General features: G+C 62.7%; 22 protein-coding genes. 13 read left to right on the top strand and 9 right to left on the bottom strand.

The genetic code is table 11. The features are described 5' to 3' along the window. Nucleotides 1–69: 69 nt before the first annotated feature. Together AC1DPX_RS25870 and AC1DPX_RS25865 are read left to right on the top strand one after the other, a co-directional pair. Complete coding sequence (locus AC1DPX_RS25870) at nucleotides 70–645, top strand: DUF2155 domain-containing protein (RefSeq protein WP_477240135.1); 576 nt, start codon at nucleotides 70–72, stop codon at nucleotides 643–645. Nucleotides 646–722: 77 nt separating this feature from the next. After that, entirely contained in the window at nucleotides 723–1109 is a 387-nt protein-coding gene (locus AC1DPX_RS25865) for a hypothetical protein (protein WP_202354568.1), read from the top strand. A gap of 10 nt (nucleotides 1110–1119) precedes the next feature. On the opposite strand, the gene aat is transcribed toward AC1DPX_RS25865, so the two are convergent. The 6 genes from aat to AC1DPX_RS25835 all read right to left on the bottom strand — a co-directional run bounded on the left by aat (nucleotide 1120) and on the right by AC1DPX_RS25835 (nucleotide 6424). Next, the gene (gene aat, locus AC1DPX_RS25860) at nucleotides 1120–1737 is read right to left on the bottom strand and encodes a leucyl/phenylalanyl-tRNA--protein transferase (protein WP_202354567.1); all 618 of its coding nucleotides are present in this window, start codon (nucleotides 1735–1737) and stop codon (nucleotides 1120–1122) included. Nucleotides 1738–1749: 12 nt separating this feature from the next. Then, a complete protein-coding gene (gene accC / locus AC1DPX_RS25855) occupies nucleotides 1750–3093 on the bottom strand; it encodes an acetyl-CoA carboxylase biotin carboxylase subunit (RefSeq protein WP_202354566.1) in 1344 nt (447 codons plus the stop codon). Nucleotides 3094–3103: 10 nt separating this feature from the next. After that, nucleotides 3104–3562 (bottom strand): acetyl-CoA carboxylase biotin carboxyl carrier protein, encoded by a 459-nt coding sequence (gene accB, locus AC1DPX_RS25850; protein WP_199642604.1) that lies wholly within the window; start codon nucleotides 3560–3562, stop codon nucleotides 3104–3106. Between the two features lie 26 nt (nucleotides 3563–3588). Next, complete coding sequence (gene aroQ, locus AC1DPX_RS25845; protein WP_095770278.1) at nucleotides 3589–4023, bottom strand: type II 3-dehydroquinate dehydratase; 435 nt, start codon at nucleotides 4021–4023, stop codon at nucleotides 3589–3591. Between the two features lie 145 nt (nucleotides 4024–4168). Then, entirely contained in the window at nucleotides 4169–4969 is an 801-nt protein-coding gene (locus tag AC1DPX_RS25840; protein ID WP_477240133.1) for a DsbA family protein, read from the bottom strand. Between the two features lie 63 nt (nucleotides 4970–5032). Further along, nucleotides 5033–6424 carry a M48 family metalloprotease gene (locus AC1DPX_RS25835; protein ID WP_477240131.1) on the bottom strand — a complete coding sequence of 464 codons (1392 nt, stop codon included), beginning with the start codon at nucleotides 6422–6424 and terminating at the stop codon, nucleotides 5033–5035. A gap of 147 nt (nucleotides 6425–6571) precedes the next feature. On the opposite strand from AC1DPX_RS25835, the gene AC1DPX_RS25830 reads away from it, so the two are divergent. Together AC1DPX_RS25830 and AC1DPX_RS25825 are read left to right on the top strand one after the other, a co-directional pair. Next, nucleotides 6572–7720, top strand: a complete 1149-nt coding sequence (locus tag AC1DPX_RS25830) for a pyridoxal phosphate-dependent aminotransferase (protein WP_477240129.1) — start codon at nucleotides 6572–6574, stop codon at nucleotides 7718–7720. A 4-nt stretch (nucleotides 7721–7724) separates the two neighbouring features. Then, nucleotides 7725–8708 (top strand): glutaminase, encoded by a 984-nt coding sequence (locus AC1DPX_RS25825; RefSeq protein ID WP_202354562.1) that lies wholly within the window; start codon nucleotides 7725–7727, stop codon nucleotides 8706–8708. A 92-nt stretch (nucleotides 8709–8800) separates the two neighbouring features. On the opposite strand, the gene AC1DPX_RS25820 is transcribed toward AC1DPX_RS25825, so the two are convergent. Beyond that, the gene (locus AC1DPX_RS25820) at nucleotides 8801–11755 is read right to left on the bottom strand and encodes an Rne/Rng family ribonuclease (RefSeq protein WP_202354561.1); all 2955 of its coding nucleotides are present in this window, start codon (nucleotides 11753–11755) and stop codon (nucleotides 8801–8803) included. Nucleotides 11756–12405: 650 nt separating this feature from the next. On the opposite strand from AC1DPX_RS25820, the gene AC1DPX_RS25815 reads away from it, so the two are divergent. The 7 genes from AC1DPX_RS25815 to AC1DPX_RS25785 all read left to right on the top strand — a co-directional run bounded on the left by AC1DPX_RS25815 (nucleotide 12406) and on the right by AC1DPX_RS25785 (nucleotide 20375). Beyond that, a complete protein-coding gene (locus AC1DPX_RS25815; RefSeq protein ID WP_477240127.1) occupies nucleotides 12406–13668 on the top strand; it encodes an N-acetylmuramoyl-L-alanine amidase in 1263 nt (420 codons plus the stop codon). Nucleotides 13669–13882: 214 nt separating this feature from the next. Further along, the gene (locus AC1DPX_RS25810) at nucleotides 13883–16339 is read left to right on the top strand and encodes a penicillin-binding protein 1A (protein WP_477240126.1); all 2457 of its coding nucleotides are present in this window, start codon (nucleotides 13883–13885) and stop codon (nucleotides 16337–16339) included. Between the two features lie 127 nt (nucleotides 16340–16466). After that, nucleotides 16467–17598 (top strand): peptide chain release factor 2 gene (prfB, locus tag AC1DPX_RS25805; RefSeq protein WP_202354558.1). Its coding sequence is split into 2 segments (ribosomal slippage): nucleotides 16467–16532 and nucleotides 16534–17598, totalling 1131 coding nucleotides; the frame shifts between segments, so codons are not numbered across the junction. Between the two features lie 305 nt (nucleotides 17599–17903). Next, the gene (locus AC1DPX_RS25800; RefSeq protein WP_202354557.1) at nucleotides 17904–18281 is read left to right on the top strand and encodes a hypothetical protein; all 378 of its coding nucleotides are present in this window, start codon (nucleotides 17904–17906) and stop codon (nucleotides 18279–18281) included. A gap of 107 nt (nucleotides 18282–18388) precedes the next feature. Then, on the top strand, nucleotides 18389–18757 hold the full coding sequence (locus tag AC1DPX_RS25795) for a GFA family protein (RefSeq protein ID WP_032933394.1): 369 nt from the start codon (nucleotides 18389–18391) through the stop codon (nucleotides 18755–18757). Nucleotides 18758–18884: 127 nt separating this feature from the next. Then, nucleotides 18885–19535: a YiaD family glycine zipper/OmpA-like lipoprotein gene (locus AC1DPX_RS25790; protein WP_172229213.1), complete on the top strand. Its 651-nt coding sequence runs from the start codon at nucleotides 18885–18887 to the stop codon at nucleotides 19533–19535. Nucleotides 19536–19766: 231 nt separating this feature from the next. Beyond that, the gene (locus tag AC1DPX_RS25785; RefSeq protein WP_202354556.1) at nucleotides 19767–20375 is read left to right on the top strand and encodes a hypothetical protein; all 609 of its coding nucleotides are present in this window, start codon (nucleotides 19767–19769) and stop codon (nucleotides 20373–20375) included. A 74-nt stretch (nucleotides 20376–20449) separates the two neighbouring features. On the opposite strand, the gene AC1DPX_RS25780 is transcribed toward AC1DPX_RS25785, so the two are convergent. Both AC1DPX_RS25780 and AC1DPX_RS25775 read right to left on the bottom strand, forming a co-directional pair. Then, complete coding sequence (locus AC1DPX_RS25780) at nucleotides 20450–22042, bottom strand: DEAD/DEAH box helicase (RefSeq protein WP_477240125.1); 1593 nt, start codon at nucleotides 22040–22042, stop codon at nucleotides 20450–20452. Nucleotides 22043–22234: 192 nt separating this feature from the next. Next, nucleotides 22235–23008, bottom strand: a complete 774-nt coding sequence (locus AC1DPX_RS25775) for an NAD kinase (RefSeq protein WP_202354554.1) — start codon at nucleotides 23006–23008, stop codon at nucleotides 22235–22237. Nucleotides 23009–23338: 330 nt separating this feature from the next. Here AC1DPX_RS25775 and AC1DPX_RS25770 point away from each other — a divergent pair, with 330 nt between their 5' ends. Beyond that, the gene (locus AC1DPX_RS25770) at nucleotides 23339–23542 is read left to right on the top strand and encodes a hypothetical protein (protein WP_477240124.1); all 204 of its coding nucleotides are present in this window, start codon (nucleotides 23339–23341) and stop codon (nucleotides 23540–23542) included. Nucleotides 23543–23776: 234 nt separating this feature from the next. After that, on the top strand, nucleotides 23777–24748 hold the full coding sequence (locus tag AC1DPX_RS25765; protein WP_202354552.1) for an NAD-dependent epimerase/dehydratase family protein: 972 nt from the start codon (nucleotides 23777–23779) through the stop codon (nucleotides 24746–24748). Nucleotides 24749–24944: the final 196 nt, after the last annotated feature.

Genomic DNA, 24944 nt, shown 5'->3' with positions numbered 1-24944 from the left:
GATCAGAAAACGGCGACTAGCCTTGGCGATCGACGGAATCACCCGGGCGCGAACCACCGGTACCCCTATATGAGCTTTTTCAATCGGATATCGACGGGCGGTCTGACGCTAGCCGCCGGCCTCGCCGTCAGCACCGCGGCCTTTGCGGCGTCGCCCGCACCGGCGGCCCCCGCCGCACCGGCGCCGGCAGCGTCCGCAGGATCTGATCGCATCGCCAACCCGGTTGCCGAGTTCGCCGGCATCGACAAGATCACCGGCCGCATCGTCACCTTTGATGTCTATATCGACGAGACGGTGCAGTTCGGCGCTTTGCAGGTGACGCCGCGCGTCTGTTATTCCCGGCCTCAGAACGAGGAACCGAAGACCGATTCCTTCGTAGAGGTCGACGAGATCACGCTCGACCGCAAGATCCGCCGCATCTTCACCGGCTGGATGTTCGCCGAAAGCCCGGGTCTCAACGCCGTCGAGCATGCCGTCTATGACGTCTGGCTGAAGGAATGCAAGCAGAAGTCGGATGTACCGGCGCCCGATGCCAGCAAGGCTGACGCGACCAAGGCCGACGCTTCGAAGCCGGCCGCCGCCAAGCCTGCGGCTACCCCGGATGTGGAACAGTCCGACCCCACGGAACCGGATACTACCAACTGATCCCTTCGGAACCGTCGTGGCCACCATGCGTTGGACCACGGACGAATGCGCATCGATGCGCCCCGGAGGATAGTTCGATGTCGGACAGCAAGCGAATCACGGCCAGCAAGAAAGAACTGCTGGAACTCGAAAAAGGGTTCTGGACCGGCGATGCTGCTTACTATGCGGCCAATGCCGACACGGAATGCCTGGTGGCCTTTCCACAAATGGCGAAGGCGATGGACAATGCCGACCTAGCCAAGACCGCGACCAAGCCCAACCGCTGGCGCGATCTCAATATCGAACTCAAAGGGATTATCGAACCCGGCAGCGACATCGTCATGCTGACCTACGAGGCGCATGCGACGCGGGAAAATGGCGACCCTTACGCGGCGCTGGTCAGCACCGGCTATGTCCATCGCGTCAACGGCTGGAAGATGATGTTCCACTCGCAGACGCCAATCGAGGCTGCGGCCGGGAAGTAGGGCTCGATCCCTACGGAAAAAAGATCGCCTCGCCCTTCAGCGCCTCGGCCAGCATCTTCTCGTACTTGCCGCGCGGGACGTCGACCGCGCCGAAGCGTTTGAGGTGCTCGGTGGTGAATTGCGTATCAAGCAGGGCGAAGCCGCGCGCCTTCAAGCGTTCGACCAGATGCACCAGGCAGACCTTCGACGCATCCGTCTCCTTGGAAAACATGCTTTCGCCGAAGAACACCCGTCCGAGCGACACGCCATAAAGGCCGCCGACCAACTGGTCCCCGCGCCATGCCTCGACCGAATGGCAGTGGCCCATGCGGTGCAACTGGACATAAGCCTCGCGGATCGGCGCGTTGATCCAGGTCGAGCGCCGCTCCTCGCGCTTTTCCGCACAACCGTCGATCGTCGCCTCGAAATCGAAATCGAAGCGGATGTCGAACGGGCCTTTGCGGATCGCTTTCTTCAGGCTTTTGGGCGTGTGGAATCCGTCGAGCGGTATGATGCCGCGCGTCTCCGGCCGCACCCAGAACACCTCTGGGTCGCTGGCGCTTTCGGCCATCGGGAAGACGCCCGAAGCGTAGGCCTTGAGCAGAAGGTCGGTGGGGATGCGATAGCCGGGCGCGTAAGGACGGGTCATCGCGTCCCCGGACTATTCTTCCTTGGCCAGGTATTTTTCCAGCCAGTGGATGTCATAGTCGCCATTGGCGATGTCGGCATTGCCGACCAGATCGCGAAACAGCGGCAACGTCGTCTTGATGCCGTCGACGACGAATTCATCCAGCGCCCGGCGTAGCCGCATCATGCATTCGACGCGGTTGCGCCCATGCACGATCAGCTTGCCGATCAGGCTGTCGTAGTAGGGCGGGATCTTGTAGCCGGAATAGACGCCGGAATCGACGCGTATGCCGAGACCGCCTGGCGTGTGGAAATGCGTGATGGTGCCGGGCGAGGGGGTGAAGGTGCGCGGATCCTCGGCGTTGATGCGGCATTCGATGGCGTGGCCATTGAACTTGATGTCTTCCTGCTTGACCGAAAGTCCGCCGCCGGAAGCGACGCGGATCTGCTCGTGGACAAGATCTATGCCGGTGATCGCTTCCGTCACCGGATGCTCGACCTGCAGGCGCGTGTTCATTTCGATGAAATAGAACTCGCCATTCTCGTAGAGGAACTCGATCGTGCCGGCGCCGGAATAGCCGAGATCGGCGATGGCCTTGGCGCAGATGCCGCCGATGCGGGACCGCTCCTCGGCATTGAGCGCCGGCGAATTGGCCTCTTCCCAGACTTTCTGGTGGCGCCGTTGCAGCGAACAGTCGCGCTCACCGAAATGCACGCCGCGGCCGAAACCGTCACCGAACACCTGTACCTCGATATGGCGCGGCTTCTGCAGGTATTTTTCGATATAGACGGCGTCGTCGCCGAACGCAGCACCTGCTTCCGACCGCGCCGTCTGCAAGGCGATCTCAAGGTCCGCCTCGGTAAGGGCAACCTTCATGCCGCGCCCGCCGCCGCCGGCCGAGGCCTTGATGATCACGGGATAGCCGATCTCGGCGGCAATGCGCTTGGCTTCCTTCTCGTCGGTCACCGCGCCGTCGGAACCGGGTACCACCGGAATGCCGAGGCGCTTTGCGGTGCGCTTGGCCTCGATCTTGTCGCCCATGACGCGGATATGGTCGCCGGTCGGGCCGATGAAGGTGATGTTGTGCGCGGCCAGTATGTCGGCGAACTTGGCGTTCTCCGACAGGAAGCCATAGCCCGGATGCACGGCGTCGGCGCCGGTGATCTCGCAGGCCGCGACGATCTGATGGATGTTGAGATAGCTGTCGCGCGATGGCGGCGGTCCAATGCAGACGCTCTCGTCGGCAAGCCGCACATGCATGGCGTCGGCGTCGGCGGTCGAATGCACCACCACCGTCTGGATGCCGAGTTCCTTGCAGGCGCGCAGCACCCGAAGCGCGATTTCGCCGCGATTGGCGATGAGGATCTTCTGGAACATCCGGCCCGCTCTACTCGATCACGACGAGCGGCATGCCGTATTCGACCGGCGTCGCATCCTCGAACAGGATCGCCGTGACCGTGCCGGCGCGGGGCGAGGGGATCTGGTTCATCGTCTTCATCGCCTCGATGATCAGCAGCGTCTGGCCTTCCTTGACCTTCTGGCCGATCTCGATGAACGGCTTGGCGTCGGGCGATGGCGCCAGATAGGCGGTGCCGACCATTGGCGAGGCCACCGCGTTCTTCGACACGTCGACCGTAGCCGGGGCGGCCGCGACCGCGGGCTGGGCTGCTGCCGGCGCATAGCTGGGCTGAGGTGCCGCGATGGCGTGGACGGCAGGGGCCTGCCGCGACACGCGCACCTTCAGGTCGCCCAGTTCAACCTCGATCTCGGTCAGGTTGGTGTCGTTCAGTATACCCGCCAGATCGCGGATCAGTTGCTGGTCAACACCGGTCTTCTTTATCGACATTTTCGAGCCTTCTGTTTGTTGGCCGGTCATAGGCGTGCGGCCAGCGCCTGTAGCGCCAGCGTGTAGCCGAGCGGCCCAAAGCCACAGATCATGCCGACAGCGACCGGCGCGACCATGGAGACGTGGCGGAATGATTCCCGCGCATGGATGTTGGAAAGGTGAACTTCGGCGACCGGCAGCGGCGCGACCGAACGGATAGCGTCGTGAATGGCGATCGAGGTGTGGCTGTAGGCGCCTGGATTGATGACGATGCCGGCAGCCTTGTCGCCGGCCTCCTGGATCCAGTCGACAAGGTCACCCTCATGGTTCGACTGGCGGAAATCGATCTCGAGCCCGAGCGCGGTGCCCAACTGCTTGCAGTCGTCGGCGATCGCGGCAAGCGTCTTGCCGCCATAGATGCCCGGCTCGCGCTTGCCGAGCGCGTTGAGATTGGGACCGTTCAGGACGAAAACCGTTTTCAAAAAACCCGACCTTTTCCGGCGCCGGTATCAAACCGGCGCGCTGGGCCTCTATACCGGGCATAGTCGTCCGCGAAAAGAGCGCAAGTGCGTTCTTTCACTGTCCACAACAGGCCGAAATGCGCCCGTGAAGAAAACCCCGGGCCGTTCAAAGCGCGGCTTTCACCGCCTTGATCTTTTCCGCCAACACCTCCTGCCCGAGAGCCCCGAACACGACCTCGTTGCCGACGACGTAGGACGGCGTTCCGGTGATCGCCAGCTTGTTGGCAAGATCGTAGGTCTTGGAGAAGGCCTCGGGGATCGAAGCATCCTTCATCTTCTCGCGCAGCGTCGCCTCGTCGGCGCCGAGCGAAAGCGCGATCTTGATCGCGGCCGCCTCGGTGGCGCGTCCCTGGCCGCCGAGCAGCGCATTGTGGAACTCGCCATATTTTTCCGGCATCATCAGGTGGAACGCCATCGAAACGACGCTGGCTTTCTGCGAATCCGGGCCGAGGATCGGGAATTCCTTGAGCACGAAGCGCAGATCGGGGTCGGATTTGGTCAGCGCCCGCATGTCCTCGATGGCGCGTTTGCAGAAGCCGCAATTGTAGTCGTAGAACTCGACGATCGTCACCTTGCCGTTCGGATTGCCGACGACGCCGTCGAAGGCGGAGTTGAAGATCTGGTCCTTGGCGTCCTTGATGACGCCGAGCGCGGCGATGCGCTGCTCTTCCTTCTGCTTGGCCTCGAGCGCGTCCTGCACCTCGAGCAGCACTTCCGGGTTCTTCAGGAGATAGTCGCGGATGATCCCTTCGACCTCGGCGCGGTCGATCTTGGTATCGGCCGCCGTCTGGACAGGCTGCGTCGTGCCGGCCTTGGCAATCTGTGGGCTGCCGGCCACGAAACCGAAAGCCAGCATGGCAAGGACTACAGCGACCCCCGTGGTGCCCAGCAGCAGTGCCTTTTTCATCGTTCTCGTTCCTTTGCCTGTTTCCTGGTCTCGCTGTGTCGCAGTGCGTGACCGGAAGGTTCACTAGATCTTGTTAGACGATTTGTAGTTTATGATATCCTGGGCGCGTATCCAGCGCGGCTCGCCGCGTTTCATCTGCTGCTGCGCCCGCATGGCGAAGATCTTCGCATCCTTGTAGTTACCGGAATAGAAATGACCTTCCGCCGTGGCAAGCTCGGCGCCCGGTATGTCACCCAGTTCGCCGTAAGCCTGCGCCAGGTAGCGATAGCCGGCGGAATTTTCCTTGTCGCGTCCCAGGCCATTGTTGATCTGCACGACGGCCTTCTTCAGCGTGTCAGGCGTGCCGACCGCCATCAGCGCCTGACCGAGCGAGACAGGCAGCAGGCCCGACCGCGCCGGATCGAGGCTGACCGCCTTGGCGTAGGCATCCGCCGCGTCCTTGGGCTTGTTCGCCTTCATCAGGATGTCGCCGCGCAACTCCTGGAAATAGGCATTCTTGGGCTGAGCCTTGATCAGGGCATTGGTCTTGGCGAGTGCGCCGGCGATGTCACCGTAAAGATAGGTCGATTGGGCGTCGCCATACTGCGCGGCGAGGCTGCCTCTCATCTTCTGCATCAGCCGCGCCGCGGTGGCCTGGCCTTCCATGTAGACGGCGATCTTCACCCGCATCATGTCATGACGCTGCTGCAGCGCCGGCGGGTCGAGCTTGTCGACATTGGGACTCTGTTTCACCAGCACTTCGAGATTGGCGATGCGCTCTTGCGGCATCGGATGGCTGATCCGATAGGGGTCGACCTGCGCGCCCGACAGCGACAGCGCGGTCTGGAAGCGCCGGAATGTCTTCAGCATGCCCATGCCGGACTGACCGGTGGCGTTGAGATAGGTGATTGCGGAGCGGTCGGCCGTGATCTCCTCGGTGCGCTGGTAGGCAAGGATGCTGCGTTGCGCCATTTCGCCGCCGCCGGCGGCCACGCCCATGCCGGCGCCCGCAAGGCCGCGGCTGTTGGTGGTCGCGCCAGCGACGATCGCGCCCGCGCCGAGCAAGGTGGCGATGATGGCCATCGTTTTGGCGCGCTCGAGCTGGTCACGCAGTTTCTGCTGGTGGCCGCCGGCGATATGGCCGGCCTCGTGCGCGATGACGCCGATGATCTCGTTCGGCGTTTCGGCCGTCATCAGCGCGCCGGTGTTGATGAACAGGCGTCTCCCGGTGACGAAAGCGTTGAAGCTGGAATCATTGACCAGCACAATGTCGATGCCGTCATTCGCCAGCCCAGCCGCTTTGAAGATCGGTCGCGCATAGTCGCGCACCAGAGCCTCGATCTCGGCATCGCGCACCACCGGAACGCTCTGGGCGAAGGCGGTGACCGAACTTGCCACGGCGACGGCGACGCCAAGCGAAAGCGTCGTGAAAACACGCGCAATCCTGGCAATCGACGATCTGGGTCGGCTCAACATGACGTGTCCACTGGTAGACGAGCGGGCGAAAGATGAAAAGTCGGCACCGGAAAAACTTCCTCAACTTGTGATCCTCACATCAATCGGGCATTTGTGCGGCGCATGTATTCGGGGCTCGGACTGCCCAACCGTCGGGATAGGGATAAAATGGTCGTTTCGCTCTCACGTCGTGGCAATGTCGAGCCGTTCCACGCCATGGATGTGCTGGCCGAAGCGAACCGGCTGAAGGCGCAAGGCGTGCCGGTGATCTCCATGGCGGTCGGCCAGCCGTCCGATCCGGCGCCCGCAAGGGTTCGCGCCGCCGCGGCCAAGGCCTTGCAGGATGGCCGGATCGGCTACACCGACACGCTGGGGCTGGCTGGCCTGCGCAAGGCGATCGCCGAGCACTACGCGGATCACTATCGGATTGAAGTCGAGCCCGCCCGGATCGCGGTGACCACGGGATCGTCGGCGGCCTTCAATCTCGCCTTCCTGGCGATGTTCGATCCCGGCGACCGCGTCGCCATCGCGGCGCCCGGCTACCCCGCCTATCGCAACATCATGGCGGCGCTCGGCATCGATGTGGTCGAGATCGAGCTCGGCGAGGCGGCTTACCTGCATGCCGGTCATCTGGAGGCCGCGCATCGCGAGAAGCCGCTGAAGGGTGTGCTTTTCGCGAGCCCCGCGAACCCGACCGGTGCCGTCATACCGGCCGACGAACTGTCGGCGCTGATCGATACAGCGGAGACCCTCGGGATCGCCGTGATTTCCGACGAAATCTACCACCGGTTGGCCTACGGCGCGCCCGACACCACCGCACTTGCCTTCGGCAACAGCGTGACGGTGATCAATTCCTTCTCGAAATACTACTGCATGACCGGCTGGCGCATCGGCTGGATGGTGTTGCCGGAACAGCTGGTAAGGCCCGTCGAGCGCATCGCGCAGAGCCTCTACATCTCGCCGCCGGAGCTGTCGCAGATCGCGGCGATCGAGGCCTTTGCCGCGACCGAAGAGCTGGAAGCGGTCAAGGGCCGCTACGCCTGGAACCGCGAACTGCTGATGAAACGCCTGCCGGAACTCGGCTTCCCGCTGGCAGCACCCATGGACGGCGCCTTCTATGCGTTTTGCGATGTCACCCGCCATACCAATGACAGCATGGCCTTCGCGCGCAAGATGCTGGCAGAGGCGCATGTGGCGGCGACGCCCGGCCGCGACTTCGACACCCAGGCCGGACACCGCACGATGCGGTTTTCCTATGCCGGCAGCCATGACGACATGGTCGAGGCGATAGCGCGCATAGAACGCTGGTTGAGGTAGCGCCATGCCGGAACTCGAACAGACCCCCAAACTTGATCAAGCCCCCAAGCTTGAACAGGCTCCCAAACTTGAACAGGCATTGGCCGAAGTCGCCGCCGAAATGACTGAGCGCACCGATCGCGGCGATGTCGCCACCTACATTCCTCAACTGGGTAAGGTCGATCCAAGGAAGTTCGGCATTGCCGCCGTCACCAATGACGGCCGCGTGCTGACGGCCGGCGATGCCGATCAGGCCTTCTCGATCCAGAGCATCTCCAAGGTGTTCACCTTGACGCTCGCGCTCGGCAATGTCGGCGACGCGCTGTGGAAGCGGGTCGGGCGCGAGCCTTCGGGCAATCCGTTCAACTCGATCGTCCAGCTCGAGCACGAGAACGGCATTCCGCGCAATCCGTTCATCAATGCCGGCGCCATCGTCATTTCCGACATCCTGCTTGCCGGCCATCAGCCGCGCGAGGCGATCGGCGAGATCCTGCGCTTCATCCAGTTCCTCGCCGACGACGAGACCATAATCATCGACCGCGAGGTCGCGGCCTCCGAGCGCGCCACTGGCTACCGCAACTTCGCGCTCGCCAACTACATGAAATCCTTCGGCAATCTTCATCACGCGCCGGAACTGGCGCTGGGCGTCTATTTCCACCATTGCGCCATCGCCATGAGCTGCCGGCAACTGGCGATGGCCGGCCGCTTCCTCGCCAATGGCGGCAAGAATCCGGCGACCGGATATCAGGTGGTGTCGGCGGAGCGGGCGCGGCGCATCGGCGCCATGATGCTGACCTGCGGCCACTATGACGGCTCCGGCGATTTCGCCTTCCGCGTAGGCATTCCGGGAAAAAGCGGTGTTGGTGGCGGCATATTGGGCATAGTGCCGGGTGTGGCGTCGCTTGCCGTGTGGTCGCCCGGCCTCAACGCCAACGGCAATTCCAAGCTGGGCTCGATCGCGCTGGAAAAGCTGGCCAGGATGATGAACTGGTCGATCTTCGCGCCGTAGTCTTTCGCAGCCTGCCGGATGTGAAAAATCCCGCGCCGTCTTTCGATCGGCGCGGGATTTTGTCAGAAAATCACTTCAACCAGCTGAAAAGCTTAGAAAAAGCCCTTCCGCTGCCACCAGCCGGCGCGCTTCGGCTTTTCTTCGGCCTTGGCTTCCGGCTCACTGGCGACGGTCGAGGAAACCACCGGCACGACAGGCGCGTCGATGGCCGCCGGCTTGCGTCGTGACGGCCGGGCCTTGGAAGGCTCTTCCGCAACGGGTGCAACCACGGTCTCTTCAGCAGCCGCCACCGGAGCTTCGACCGGCGTTTCCGCGGCCGCTTCGACAACAGCGGTTTCGGCGACGGCTTCGGCGGCTGCCTTCTTCGGCTTGGCTGCGCGACGCGGCTTCTTGGGCTTCTCGGTGCTCGGCACCTCTTCGCTCACCGCGGCCACCGGCTCCTCCGCCTCAGCAGCAACAGCCACCGGCTCGATCGCCGCAGGCTCGCTTTCGGAAGCATCGGCTTCCGAAGCCTCCGTCGCTTCGCCGGCGCTTGCCTCGGTCTCGCCTTCGCCGTCTTCGCGACGGTTGCGCTTGCCGCCACGCTTGCCGCGCCGGCGCTTCTTGCCCTGGCTGTCATCCGCGGCCTGCACCGCCTCGTCAGAGGCGCTGGCAGCGATCGGGGCGGCGTCGTCCGTTTCGCTGTCGTCATCGCCAGCTGCATCCGCCGCGCCGGCGAAATCGCCTGCCGGAGCGGAGATGGCTGAGCCGTCCGTCGGGGCGCCATGCTCGCGGTCGCGATCCCTGCCGCCGCGACGTCTGCGGCGCTTGCGGCGCTTGCGGTCGCGGCCTTCGCCATCCTCGGCGCCGGCAGGCCGCGGCTGCTGGTTTTGCTGCGGCTGCTGGCGGGGCTGTTCGGCCTGGACCGAGACCTCCTCGTCTTCCTCGACGACGGCAATCTCGTCCTCGGGCTCCTCGGGCTCGACATAGGCCGGCAGGCTGCGCGCTTCGACGAAGCCTTCCGGCTTTTCAGCCAGGGCGCCGCGGAAGATCGCATAGTGCTGCGCGCCAACCGTATCGTCGGCCTCGATGGTGATGGTCAGGCCGAAGCGGCTTTCCAGTTCCACCAGCGTGCCGCGCTTGTGGTTGAGCACGTAGAGCGCGGTTGCCGCCGGCGTGCGCACGGTGATGTGGCTGCGCGAATCCTTGAGCAGGAATTCCTCGATCGCTCGCACCACCATCAGCGCCACCGACGAATCGGACCTGACATGGCCGGTGCCGCCGCAATGCGGGCAGGGCTTCATGGTCGATTCCAGCACGCTGGCGCGGATGCGCTGGCGTGACATCTCCATCAGGCCGAAATGCGAGATGCGGCCGACCTGGATGCGGGCACGGTCGTTCTTGAGGTGATCCTTCAGCCGCTTCTCGACGGAGCGGTTGTTGCGGTTCTCCTCCATGTCGATGAAGTCGATGACGATCAGGCCGGCCAGATCGCGCAATCTGAGCTGACGGGCAACCTCTTCGGCCGCCTCCAGATTGGTGTGGAGCGCGGTGTCCTCGATCGAGTGCTCCTTGGTGGAGCGGCCCGAATTGACGTCGATGGCGACCAGCGCCTCGGTCTGGTTGATGATGATGTAGCCGCCGCTCTTCAGCGTCACCTGCGGCTGCAGCATGCGGTCGAGCTGCGCCTCGATGCCGTTGCGCACGAAGATCGGCGTCGTGTCGCGGAACGGCTGAACCACCTTGGCGTGGCTCGGCATCAGCATGCGCATGAAGTCCTTGGCTTCGCGGTAGCCTTCCTCGCCGGAGACAAGGATCTCGTCGATATCCTTGTTGTAGAGGTCGCGCACCGAGCGCTTGATCAGGCTGCCTTCCTCATAGACGAGGGCAGGGGCGGTGGACTGGAGCGTGAGATTGCGCACGTTCTCCCACAGCCGCATCAGATATTCATAGTCGCGCTTGATCTCGGCCTTGGTGCGGCTTTCGCCGGCCGTGCGCAGGATGACGCCCATGCCTTGCGGCACCTCGAGATCGGCAACGACCTCCTTCAGGCGCTTGCGGTCGACCGCGCTGGTGATCTTGCGCGAAATGCCGCCGCCGCGCGCCGTGTTCGGCATCAGCACCGAATAGCGGCCGGCGAGCGACAGATAAGTGGTGAGTGCGGCGCCCTTGTTGCCGCGCTCTTCCTTGACGACCTGGACCAGCAGGATCTGCCGTCGCTTGATCACTTCCTGGATCTTGTACTGGCGGCGCACCGGCTTGCGGCGGTTGCGCACTTCTTCCAGCGCATCCTCGGCGCCGACCGATTCGACCTCGTGATCATCGGGATGCGAAGACTGGACTTCCTCCAGCATGCCGCGATCATTGTCGCTGGAGGTGGCTTCGGTGGCCTGTTCCGTCTGCGAGACGGGTTCGGAAATCACATCGCCTTCCACCGCGGCGGCGATCGATGTCGGGCCACCCTCACGGGTTTCGGTTTCGTCCTGCTCGGCGGAACCCTCATCATGGCCTGACGTCTCGGCATGACCCGAAGGATTTGAATGTTCCGATGTATCGGCCGCGTGTTCGATGATCCCCGAGGTGTGGGAAATCTCCTCGACGACGATGTCGCCATTGTCGCTGCCTTCGCTGGGCTCACCGGAGCCTTCGCCTGCCTCGCCGGCGTCGCGCTTGTGCTCACCGCGGTCGCGGCTCTTGCCGCCGCGCCGGCGTCCGCGCCGTCCGCGATCGCGGCTCTGGCGGTCATCGCCGTCACCATCCTCGTCCTCTTCGTCCTCGGCCTCCTGCGCTTCGGCGCGCAGCAGTGCCTGACGGTCGGCGACCGGGATCTGATAGTAGTCGGGGTGTATTTCACTGAAGGCGAGAAAACCGTGACGGTTGCCGCCATATTCGACAAAGGCTGCCTGAAGGGAAGGTTCGACGCGCGTTACGCGGGCGAGGTAGATGTTTCCTTTGAGCTGCTTCTTGTCCTGGGATTCAAAGTCGAATTCTTCGATACGGTTACCGCGTACGACGACAACTCGTGTTTCCTCCGGGTGGGAGGCGTCTATCAGCATCTTGTTGGGCATTATTTCGTTTCCCCCCGGCAGCCGTCAGCCGCAGCTGGCGGGGCAAAGCCCGCTGCTGTGTGTCTGGAGAGTGGGTGCCGGATAATTGAATGTCCGCCGGACGGTGCCTGCGTGTCATGGCGGTGCCGCCCGCTGCCATACTGGCGCGGTTTGATGCGGACCTTTCCATGATTGCGCTTGAAGCCATCGTCACCAGCAGAACCTTTTGAACCAAAGCCCGGAAACCGGACCAGCTTGTTTGCTCATACAGAGCCGGCGCGGGAACGAACCCGGCCGTTTTCCTCACGCAGGTGATTCCCCCGCCACGGGAGCACACCTGCGAAATTCGTCGCAATCACCTGAAGCCTTTTCGCGTGAAGCGAAAGGAGCCGCCTTTCATCTGACCCTGTAGCAGGAAGCTGCGGAGGAGGGCGGTTCCAGGATTGCAGTGATCCACTATCGCTTTTATGATTTGGCGGGGTGGAAGGCAACCCCGATTTCCGATGCCGGCAAAAAGCAGTTCCGTAACGTAAGCCTAGGTTCGAACCTTGCATGAAAAGGCTTGGTTAACCTTCTCTGGATACCAATCGTTAATCGAGTTCGCGGCCTAACCGGCACTTCGACCAAACGAGCGGGCGCCTGGCGCCAAACCGGGAGCGACTGGAAGAGAGATGGGACTGGCGGACTTCACAGACAAGGGATGTCGTGTTGGCGGCCGGATTCTTGGCGCTTTGTGTTTCCTGCTGCTGGTGGCGATTGCCACGACGGTTTCCTCTGTTGCCAATGCCGCCGACGCGCCGCTGGTGGCAAAAGGCTACAAGATGGCGGGCGACGCCACCAAGATGCGCATCGTCATGGACTTCGATCGCGAGCCTGACATCAAATGGTTCTTGCTGCGCGGACCCAATCGTCTGGTCATCGACCTGGCGAACACCAGGCTGGCCATCGACGCCAAGGATTTGAAGCCGCGCGGCCTGGTCAAGGGCGTGCGCCTGGGCGCGCTCGGCGAAGGTGTTTCGCGGCTAATCCTGACCGGCAAGGGACCGTTCGCCGTCGACAAGCTGGATGTGCTCAAAAATGAGGACGGCACCGGCTACCGCATCGCCGTCGACATGTCGGCGGCCTCCGAACGGGAGTTCGATGCCGCGCTTGCCAACCAGGCGCTGACCACCGGCTCGACGGTTTCGACCGACAAGGGCGGGCGGGTCGGCACCGGGCCGGTCTCCAATCCAGGCCACCGTTTCACCGTCGTCATCGATCCCGGCCATGGCGGCGTCGACGGCGGCGCCGAGGGCCTGAACGGCACCATCGAGAAGAACGTCACGCTGGCCTTCGCCACGGAACTGCGCGACAAGCTCGCGGCCATCGGCAAATACGATGTCTTCATGACGCGCGACACCGACGAATATCTGCGTCTGGATGACCGCGTGCGCATTGCGCGCCAGCATGAGGCCGATCTGCTGATTTCGATCCATGCCGATACGATCAGCGTCAAGGGCATCCGCGGCGCCACCGTCTACACCGTCTYCGACAAGGCGTCGGATCCGCAGGCGCAGGCGCTCGCCGACCGCGAAAATCTCTCCGACCAGTTCGCCGGTATGGTCATCAAGGACGACAACAAGGAAGTGACCGATATCCTGATCGACCTGATCCGCCGTGAGACGCACACCTTCTCGATGAGTTTCGCCCACACATTGGTCGGCCAGCTTTCGACCAGCGTCGGCCTCATCAACAATCCGCAGCGTTCCGCGGGCTTCAAGGTGCTTAAGGCACCGGACGTGCCATCCGTGCTGGTGGAACTCGGCTATCTATCGAATGCCAAGGATGAGGCGCAGCTGCTCGACGCCGAATGGCGCGGCAAGGCCGCGCAAAGCATCACCAATGCCGTCGCGCTGTTTGCTTCCGCCCGGGCAGGGGCGGGCACCGGAGGTTGACATGCCTTGCGGCGCCTGCAACCAGAGGCGGCGTTGCTGGATGACAACACCCGGTGCGTTTTATTTCCGGTACGCGGTCACGAAATAAGGCCTTGCCGTATTTTGTCCACATGGTGGCGACATGGGTTTTCGAATACGGATTGGGACCGGCTCGAAAGCTTGCGTGGAAGGCGGCTTCGTTTAGGAAATTCCCGAACCAAGGACTGGAGCGGGTATGATTCGTCTCATTGGCTATTTTTTCGGCATCGGCACGACGCTGGCCCTTCTGGTCGCGGCGGGCGTTGCGATTTACATCGGCCATCTGTCGAAGGATCTGCCTGACTACGAGGTGCTGGCCAAATACGAGCCGCCGGTGACCACCCGCATCCACGCCTCGGACGGTTCGCTGATGGCCGAATATGCGCGCGAGCGGCGCCTGTATCTGCCGATCCAGGCTATCCCGGATCGCGTCAAGGCGGCCTTCCTGTCGGCGGAAGACAAGAACTTCTACAACCACCCCGGCATCGACGTGACCGGCCTGGGCCGCGCCATCATCGTCAACCTGCAGAATTTCGGCTCGGGCAGGCGGCAGGTCGGTGCCTCGACGATCACCCAGCAGGTGGCAAAAAACTTCCTGTTGACCGCGGACCAGACCTACGAGCGCAAGATCAAGGAGATGATCCTGGCCTTCCGCATCGAGCAGGCCTATCCCAAGGATCGTATCCTCGAGCTTTACCTCAATGAAATCTTCTTCGGTTTCGGCGCCTATGGCGTCGCCGGCGCGGCGCTCACCTATTTCGACAAGTCGGTGAACGAGCTGACCGTGGCCGAGGCTGCCTATCTGGCTTCGCTGCCGAAGGGTCCCAACAACTATCATCCTTTCAAGCATGCCGATCGCGCGATCGAGCGCCGCAACTGGGTCATCGACCAGATGGTCGAGAATGGCTACGTCACGCGTGAGGAAGGCAACAAGGCCAAGGCCGAGCCGCTCGGCGTGACGCCGCGCCGCACCGGCACCTATCTGTTCGCCGGCGAGTACTTCACCGAGGAAGTGCGCCGGCAGATCATCGCCCGCTATGGCGAGAACGCGCTCTACGAAGGCGGCCTGTCCGTCCGCACCACGCTTGATCCGAAGGTCCAGCTCATCGCCCGCAAGGCGATGCAGAACGGCTTGATGAAATATGATACGCTGCGTGGTTATCGCGGGCCGGTGACGTCAATCGACGTGTCCGGTGACTGGGGCGTACCGCTGGGCGCCGTCAAGGGACTGGAAGACGTTCCCGAATGGTCGCTGGCTGTCGTGCTCGACGCCTCGGCCACTGGTCTTTCGATCGGCTTGCAGCCCGCACGCCAGGCGTCGGGCRACATCGTCAAGGAACGCGTCGAAGGCACCGTCAGCAAGGACGACATGGGCTTTGCCATGCGCCATCTGGTCGACGGCAAGACGGTCAAGGCCAAGTCGCCGGCCGATGTGCTGAAGCCCGGCGACGTCATCTTCGTGCAGAAGAACGAAGGCTCCGACAACACCTACAGCCTTCGCCAGGTTCCCGAGGTGGAAGGCGGCCTGATCGCCATGGATCCGCACACCGGCCGCGTGCTGGCCATGGTCGGCGGCTTCTCCTACGCCCAGTCGGAGTTCAACCGCGCCACGCAGGCCATGCGCCAGCCGGGCTCCTCGTTCAAGCCGATCGTCTATTCGGCCGCGCTCGACAATGGCTACACCCCGGCCTCGGTCATCATGGACGGACCGATCACCATCCAGAGTGGCAACACGACCTGGACGCCGAAGAACTATGACGGCACCGTCGCCGGGCCGGCAACCCTGCGTTCCGGCATCGAGAAGTCGCGCAATTTGATGACGGTGCGGCTTGCCAATGACATGGGCATGAAGCTGGTCGTCGAATATGCCGAGCGCTTCGGCGTCTATGACCATCTGGCGCCGTATCTGCCGATGGCGCTGGGCTCCGGCGAGACGACTGTGATGCGCATGGTTTCGGCCTATTCGATCATGGCCAATGGCGGCAAGTCGATCAAACCGTCGCTGATCGACCGCATCCAGGACCGCTACGGCAAGACCGTGTTCAAGCAGGACGAGCGCGGCTGCGAAGGCTGCAACGCGCCTGAGTGGAAGAACCAGCCGGAGCCGGAACTGGTCGACAATTCCGAGCAGGTGCTCGATCCGATGACCGCCTACCAGATCACCTCGATGATGGAAGGCGTGGTGCAACGCGGCACCGGCGCCACCATTGGTGAGCTCGGCCGCCACATCGCCGGCAAGACCGGCACCACCAACGACGAGAAGGACGCCTGGTTCATCGGTTACACGCCGAACCTCGTCGTCGGCCTCTATATGGGCTACGATACGCCGCGCGGCCTCGGCCATGGCGCCACCGGCGGCGGTCTCGCCGCCCCGATCTTCAAGGATTTCATGCGCGTGGCGCTGGACGGCACGCCCAATGTCGACTTCAAGGTTCCGGACGGCATGAACCTGATCGCCATCAATCGCAAGACCGGCATGCGTGCCGCGTCCGGGGATCCGGGCACCATCATCGAGGCCTTCAAGCCGGGCACCGGTCCCGCCGACAGCTATTGGGTGATCGGCATGGGCGCCGACGGCTCCAACGCCTCGGGCGGCGCGCTGTCGCCACAGGCCAACCAGGCCATCCAGGACGGCGGCGGCGGGCTTTACTGACGGGTCAGGATGCGGATCGCTGGGCTGGCCTGGAGGCCGGCCCATTTCGCTTTACACATGGCGGCGCCGTCCCTATGTATCGCGCCGACCGAAGTGTCACTTCAGCAACAGGACAAAATACCAGGCCATGCGCGCGGAAACGCAGAATATTGTCGACGAGATCAGGCAGGCGATAACCCTGCTGAGGAGGCATCTTTGACTGGGATCAGGCCATAAAGCGGCTTGAATACCTGAATGTGCGGGCCGAGGACGCCAGCCTCTGGAACGAACCGCTGGAAGCCCAGAAGCTGATGCGCGAGCGCCAGAGCCTCGAGGAAGGCATCGCGGCGGTCAAGGGCCTGACCCAGGCGCTGGAAGACAATATCGGCCTGATCGAACTCGGCGAGGAAGAGGGCGACGAGGGCGTCATCGCCGAGGCCGAGGCGGCAATCCGCTCGATGCAAGGCGAGGCGAAGGCCCGACAGGTCGAAACGCTGCTGTCGGGTGAAGCCGACGCCAACGACACCTATCTCGAAGTCCACGCCGGCGCCGGCGGCACCGAAAGCCAGGACTGGGCCTCGATGCTGTTGCGCATGTACACGCGCTGGGCCGAACGCCGCCGCTTCAAGGTCGAGGTGCTGGAAGTGCATGACGGCGAAGAGGCTGGCATCAAATCCGCGACGCTCTTGATCAAGGGCCACAATGCCTATGGCTGGCTGAAGACGGAATCGGGCGTCCACCGTCTGGTGCGTATTTCGCCCTATGACAGCAATGCGCGTCGCCATACGTCCTTCTCCAGCATCTGGGTCTATCCGGTCGTTGATGACAGGATCGAGATCGATGTTTCGGAATCGGATGTGCGCATCGACACCTATCGCTCGTCGGGTTCCGGCGGCCAGCACGTCAACACGACGGATTCGGCCGTGCGCATCACGCATATCGCCACGGGCATCGCGGTCGCTTGCCAGGCCGAGCGTTCACAGCACAAGAACAAGGCCAAGGCCTGGGAAATGCTGCGCTCGCGCCTCTACGAGGAAGAGTTGAAGAAGCGCGAGGCCGTTGCCAACGCCACCGAGGCGTCGAAGAGCGACATCGGCTGGGGGCATCAGATTCGTTCCTACGTACTGCAGCCCTATCAGCTGGTGAAAGACCTGCGCACCGGTGTCGAGAGCACCAGTCCGTCGAGCGTGCTCGATGGCGACCTCGACGACTTCATGGAAGCCTCGCTGTCGCAACGCATCGAAGGCGGCGCGGGTGAGGCCGTGGCGGATCTGGACTAGATCAGCCCACCACCAGACGATTGCGCCCGCTCGCACTTCGTGGGGACCACGCGGGCCTCATTGATCACGATCCGCCTTAGTCGAGGGGCACCTGTTGCTGTCTTGCCCGGTCCCGCCACAGGTGCGGGTGGTCAAGCAGCAATTTCTTGCGCCGACTCACATTTCGGCTCACCATTTGCGCCAGGAGGAGACAAAAGCATTTATGGCCGGTCGCGGCATATCTGCTGACGATCGGCCGCTGGGAAGACACGTTCCGGGAACGGGCAAGCGAAACGCTTGAAACCTCGTTTGAAAGGAGCGTTGTCATGTTTGCCGCCAATTCCAGATCGGCCATCGCCGTTCCATCGGTTGGCCAGGTTCTCCTTCCTCTGTTCGCCGCCTCAGCGATCGCCGTCCTGACGATGCCGGCCTTGGCGCATGACGCCAAGCCGACCGCGGCCAAGCCGCAGGGCTGGAGTTATCCGTTCGCCTGTTGTGCGAATTACGACTGCCACGAGGTGTCGCAGACCTCGATCGGCGAGCGCCCGGAAGGCTATGTCATCAAGGACACAGGAGAGGTGCTGGCCTACAGCGACAGGCGCATCAAGGATTCGCCCGACGGCGAATATCATTGGTGCGCGCATGTGGCCGGGCTCGACGCCGGCAGGACCATCTGCCTGTTCGTGCCGCCATCGTCCTATTGATTTCGCTGCTTGTTGTTCAGGTTAGAGCCTGCTGACGGGCAGTTGTCAGGATCGCTTCTTTATGGTGCCCTGCCGCGTGGGCGGCGGACAATGGAGAGGTAATGTTGATGACCATCAAGGGAAGCTGCCACTGCAAGGCGACGACATTCGAGGTTTCGGAGGCGCCGGAAACGGTGACGCAATGCACCTGTTCGTTCTGCTCGAAACGCGGCTCGCTCTGGGCCTATTATACCCCGTCGCAGTTCAAGCTCATCACGCCACTGAAGAACGTCTCCTTCTATGAATGGGGCTCGAAAACCGTGAAGCACGGTTTCTGCGCCAATTGCGGCTGCGGCACGTTCACCGAGACGCCGGATTGGTCGACCGGCGAGCCGGATTTCGACAATCCGAAGATCAGCGTCAACTCGCGGCTGTTCGACGACTTCAATCTCGACAAGGTGGAAGTGGTGGTCATTGACGGCAAGAATCTCTGGTAACTGATCCCGGGAAAAGCCGCTGCAGGCGCTTTTCCCGTTCCGTTTTTCGCCGCAATTCATGGTACAAGTCGCCGGAAGGGCTGATTTGGCGCCGTCGAGAAAGGCGCGACTTGGAGAGGGACCATCTATGAAGAAGACCGTGCTCGTCGTCGTGGCGACGGCTTTGCTCGTGAGCGCCTGCACCACCACCGATCCGTATACGGGCGACCAGAAGATTTCCAACACGGCCGCAGGCGCAGGTCTCGGTGCCCTGGCAGGCGCCAGCCTTGGTCTGCTTGCCGGTGGCAATGATCGCCGCAACGCCTTGATCGGCGCCGGCATCGGCGCGCTGGCCGGCGGCGCCATCGGCGCCACCATGGATCAGAACGAAGCCGAGCTGCGTCGGCAGCTGGAGGGCACCGGTGTCAGTGTCACCCGCAGCGGCGACCAGATCATCCTCAACATGCCGTCGGACATCACCTTCAATGTCGATCAGGATGCGGTGAAGCCCGGCTTCTATCCGGTGCTGAACTCGGTAGCGCTGGTGCTGAAGAAATTCAAGCAGACCACGGTCGACGTGTTCGGTCATACCGATTCGACCGGCGGCGAACAGCACAATTTCGATTTGTCGCAGCGCCGCGCGCTGGCGGTTGCGAACTATCTGTCCGGTCAGGGCGTCGATCAGCGCCGCTTCGCTGTCACCGGCTTCGGCAAGACGCGGCCAATCGCCTCCAATGCGACGGCTGCCGGCCGCGAGCAGAACCGCCGCGTCGAGATCCAGTTGTCGCCGCTCACCTGATCTGTCCGGCAATCGCATGCGAAAACGGTCCCGCAAGGGGCCGTTTTTGTTTGGGCGTGAGACGGCTTCGAAAGAGAATTAGCTAGTTCTAAATAACTGCTTTCCCGTGATCGTCGAAAGGATTAGCATCGTTGCGTTCCAGAGGGGATGGGGCGGTACAACTGGCCGCGTAACAAGCATTTTTTCCGCCTCGGTCTTGCACGGCCAGATCAGAAAGTCTGGGAGGAATGCATGACAAGAACAGGCAGCCTTGGGCGCTATGGCGTCCTCGCTTTGACTAGTATTGCAGGCGTATGGTTGGGGCTCGCCACAGCTCGGGCCGAGGACGCCAGCAAGGCCGACATCGAGGCCTTGAAAAAGTCGCTCGCCAAATATGAGGACTACACGGCCGCGGTCCGCGATCTGTATCTGTCGACAGTCGGCTGCGTCTTCTACAGTGGAGAAAAGATACCGGGCTCGATGGATTACCCGAAAGGCGCCATGGGCGTCCATTTCGTCAATGTCCCGAGCGTCGGCCAGAAGCTCGACCCGATGAAGCCTAACGTCCTGATCTACGAGCCGACCAAGAAAGGCCTGAAGTTGGTCGGCGTGGAATGGCTGGTGCCGCTGACGCCGGACGTCAAGGAGGTCCCCACTTTGTTTGGCCAGAAATTCATGGGCCCGATGGAGGGACACTATCCGCTCATCCCGAGGGAGTTCGTCCACTACGATCTTCACGCCTGGCTGTTCAGGGACAATCCCAACGGCATGTTCAGTCCGACCAACCCGAACGTGAAATGCACCAAGGCCGACTTCCCGATGCTGGAGAAACCGACCAAGATGATGCCTGGGCCCATGTGACGGGCGAGCCAGGCTAGGAGCGATTCCAAGAGAAGAAGGCAAGCCGGGCGGCTTGCCTTCGAAAGCGGCCGGGATCAGACCTTGGCGACGATGCGCATGAAGGCCGGCATATCGTCGCCGAAGCCAACGGTGGTGTCGTTGTCTTCCTGGTGGCGATGGCGGGCAGGGCGGCTGTTGTCGCGCTGCGGCCTGGTGTCACCCCGTTCCGGTGCGCGTTGCTCGTTGCGATCGGAGGATTTGCGTTCGGTGTTTTCCGAACGGATAGCGTCCTTGCGCGCGCGCCGCTCGCTGATATCGGCAACGGCCGTCTCCGCCACATCGGGCTGTTCTTGCTGCGCGACCACGCTCGAGGCGTCTTCCTCGGTGTGTCTGCCACGGCGTTCGTCGCCCTTCTTGCGCTCGCCCCTGTCCTTGCGATCGTCGTCCTTGCGGCCGGCGCGGCGCGGTGCGCCCTTGCCACGGCGCGGCGCATCGTCTTCACCGCCTTCGCTGGCCACGACCGTCGACAGGTCGCCATCATGCCACTCGATCTTGGTGCCTATCAGCCGTTCGATGGCGTCGATGTATTTGGTGTCGGACTTGGTCGCGATGGTGAATGACTTGCCGGAGCGACCGGCACGGCCGGTGCGGCCGATGCGGTGGACATAGTCCTCGGCATGGATCGGCACGTCATAGTTGAACACGTGGCTGACATCGAGGATGTCGAGGCCGCGCGCGGCAACGTCCGAAGCCACGAGGTAGCGAAGCTTGCCGTCGCGGAAATTGGCCAGCATCTGCATGCGGGCGCGCTGGTCCATGTCGCCATGCAGGGCGCCGGCATCGAAATCATACTTCAGCAGCGAGTGGAACAGTTCCGACACTTCGACCTTGCGGTTGCAGAAGATGATGGCGTTCTTCAACTCGGCATCTTCGGCCTTGATGAGGTTGCGCAAGGTCTCGCGCTTGTCCCAGGGCTTCGAGCCGGATTTGACCAGCCGCTGGATGATGTTGGTGGCGGCCGACGCCGCTTTGGAAACTTCGACACGCACCGGCGCGTGCAAAAACTTTTCCGTCAGCTTGGTGATTTCCGGCGGCATGGTCGCCGAGAAGAACAGAGTCTGCCGGGTGAACGGGATCATCTCGCAGATGCGTTCGATATCGGGAATGAAGCCCATGTCGAGCATCCGGTCGGCCTCGTCGATGACGAGAATCTCGACGCCGTTGAGCAAAAGCTTGCCGCGCTCGCGATGGTCGAGCAGACGGCCAGGCGTCGCGATCAGCACGTCGGCGCCGCGCTCCAGCTTCTTGTCCTGTTCGTCGAACGACACGCCGCCGATCAGGAGCGCGATGTTGAGCTTGTGGTTCTTGCCGTATTTGACGAAGTTTTCTTCGACCTGCGCGGCAAGCTCACGCGTCGGTTCGAGAATCAGCGTGCGCGGCATGCGGGCGCGGGCGCGGCCCTTTTCCAGCCGGGTCAGCATCGGCAGCACGAAGGAGGCTGTCTTGCCGGTACCGGTCTGGGCTATGCCCAGCACGTCCTTGCCGAGCAAGGCGTGCGGGATGGCGCCGGCCTGGATCGGTGTCGGCTGCGTGTAGCCGGCATCGGTGACTGCGGAAAGCACCTTCGGCGACAGGCCGAGGTCTGAAAAGGTCAACGCTTCTTGAGCGATCGTGGTGTCTGAGGACAAGTGTTGTTGTCTTTGGCTGGTTCGGGGAGGCGCAACGTTATTCGTCGCGGCAAGCGCCACGCGCTTGCAAGATTGGCATTGCGATTAGGCGCAAGTCCGCGATTTGTCAACAGAAACGGGCGGGATTGGCGCGATTGTGAAGCTGTAACCTTAATCGCGATGCTTAATCCGGCCGCTTGTCTGTGTGTCGGCTCAATAACGGAACTGCTCAGCCAGGATGCGCTCGTTCCAGGAATGATTGGGATCGAAGAGCAAGGTTGCCGTCGCTGCCGGCGATTCCCGCACCGTTACCGAGGTCACCGCCTTGACCTCCGTATGGTCGGCGGCGGCGTTCACCGGCCGTTTTTCCGGCTCCAGAATGTCAAAGCGCACGGTCGCTTTGTTGGAGAGCAATGCGCCACGCCAGCGGCGCGGGCGAAACGGGCTGACCGGCGTCAGTGCAAGGAGCGGCGCGTCGAGCGGCAGGATCGGGCCATGCGCTGAAAGATTGTAGGCGGTGGATCCGGCCGGCGTCGCGATCATGACGCCATCGCAACTGAGTTCCTCGAGCCTTATCTGGTCATCGACGCTGATGCGGATCTTGGCCGTCTGATAGGATTGGCGCCACAGCGCCACCTCGTTGATCGCCAGCGCCGAGACGGTTTCGCCTTCCGAGGTGACGGCCAGCATTTCGAGCGGCCGGATGGTTTCGGCGACCGCCGCCGCGATCCGCTCGGTGAGCCCTCCGGAACGGTACTCGTTCATCAGGAACCCGATGGTGCCACGGTTCATGCCGTAGACCTTCTTTCCCGTCCCCATCGTGTCGCGCAAGGTCTGCAACAGGAAGCCGTCGCCGCCCAGGGCCACCACGACAGTGGCCTCCGCGATCGAACACTGGCCGTAGCGCGCCGACAGACTTTCCAGCGCCGCCTTGGCGTCTGCAGTGTCGGACGAGACGAAGGCGATGCTGTTGGCGGCTGTGCTCATGGCTCCCCGATCGCGACCGATTGGCGGCGGCAGGTCTGGCCGCGCCCGCGCCGGGGTAGCACGGGGTGGGCAGGTCTGCAAAGAGAGCCGTTGCGGCGGCGCGCAAAGCAGGCCGCGGCGGCATCGTGCGAACCCGCGGATCGCGCTTCATGACACGGCACGAGCGAATGTGATGGTTAAGGCGAGGCTTAAAGTCTCGTAAAGGCGGATCGATCATGTTAGCCGGCATGAATGGCGTGGGGGCGCCCGTAGCATCGCTGTATCCTTCGGGATGCCAAGGGACGCCACGGCACTTTTGATTTGTGCGCATGATCTTCGGAACGAAGTTTGATGTTCGGGGTCACGCACCAACCAGACGAGGCCGACATATTGCCGGTAGCACGCCTGATCATCGTCTTTGTCATGCTGGGTAGCTTCGCGCTGGTCTTCGCCGAGCTTGTGCGCCAGTCGGAAAACATGAGCATGAGACCGCTGCCCACAGCGTCGCGCTGCGGCGATGCCTCCGGAATGCCTTGCCCGCAACGGGCGCTGTAGGTCGCCGGAAGACGCCACCCGTCTGCAGGTACCGCCGACGCTCGGTCCACCCCGAGCGACAGTTCATGCTTGGGCGACCAAGCATCGGCCCGGCGCAAGTTTGGTCGTTGCAATTGTTGCGTCGACGAAAGCACTGGTAGAAGACTGTCGGATCCGGATAGGACCCGGTTCCCATATCCTGGGAACAAGCGTTGCGGCGCGTTTGACCGGCCGTGTTTCTGAAGGGGAGTGCGCATGCCGCGCAGCGTGTTGGTTTCTGGTGGCTGCGGCTTTCTCGGCTCCCATCTTGTCGATCGTCTGCTGCGGCGTGACGATCTGGAAACGCTGGTCGTCGTCGACAATCTGTGGACCGGATTGCGCGACAACATTGCCCATGTCTCGGACCCGCGGTTCAGCCTGCGGATTGCCGATGCTGAAAGCTTCACGACCGGCCAGCATTTCGATGAGATCATCCATCTGGCGTCGCCGGCTTCGCCCGTATGGTACATGCGCGAGCCGGCGCGCACGATCAGGGCCAACATAGGCGGCGCGCTCAATCTTCTGTCATTGCTCAGGCCCGGCGGACGCTTCTGCTTCGCCTCGACCTCGGAGGTCTATGGCGATCCGCTGATGTCGCCGCAGCCGGAGAGCTACCGGGGATCGGTGGACTGCACCGGACCACGGGCTTCTTACGACGAGAGCAAGCGCTGCACCGAGGCGCTGCTGTTCGAAGAGCAACGCGTCAGTGGGCTCGATGTGCGCGTCGTCAGGCTGTTCAACACCTATGGGCCGCGAACGCGCATCGATGACGGCCGTGCCGTTTCGAATTTTGTCTGCCAGGCGCTGACCACGGGAATCCTGACCGTCTACGGCGACGGCTCCCAATCGCGCAGCTGGGGTTATGTGGATGATATCGTCGACGGCCTGGAACGTTTCTTCTGGCGCGACAGCATCACACACCGAGGCCCCCTGAACATCGGCAACAATCGCGAGGTCTCGGTTCTAGAGACCGCGAAATTCGTTTGCTCGCTGGTTCCTGGCAGCCGCATCGAGCACCATGCGCCAATTCCGCAGGATCCGACAAACCGCTGCCCGGACTTGACCCTGGCAAGGCAGGTTCTTCCCGGATGGGAGGCGACGACCAGCTATCAGGAAGGGATCCGGCGCACCTTCGAATGGTACCGGCAACGGATCGTGACTGGCGACAGGTCGGCGGCAAGCGCCTGACAAGCAGAAATTTTGCAGCGCGGGCCATCATACCGACAGCGAAAGAGCCATTCCGTTCGCAGCTTGCAGCATTGTCCACGACAACAGGGTGAGCCGCGGCAATGCCTGCGAAAAGATATTGACTGTATAGTTAGTTATAATTAATCCTGACGCAGACGACCAAGTTGGCCAGCTGGCATCCGCCGGTGAATGGCCA

The sequence above is a fragment of the Mesorhizobium sp. 01N446 genome, from assembly GCF_056399285.1.
The sequence above is the reverse complement of the archived record's forward strand: the minus strand, read 5'-3'. Positions and strand labels throughout refer to the sequence as shown.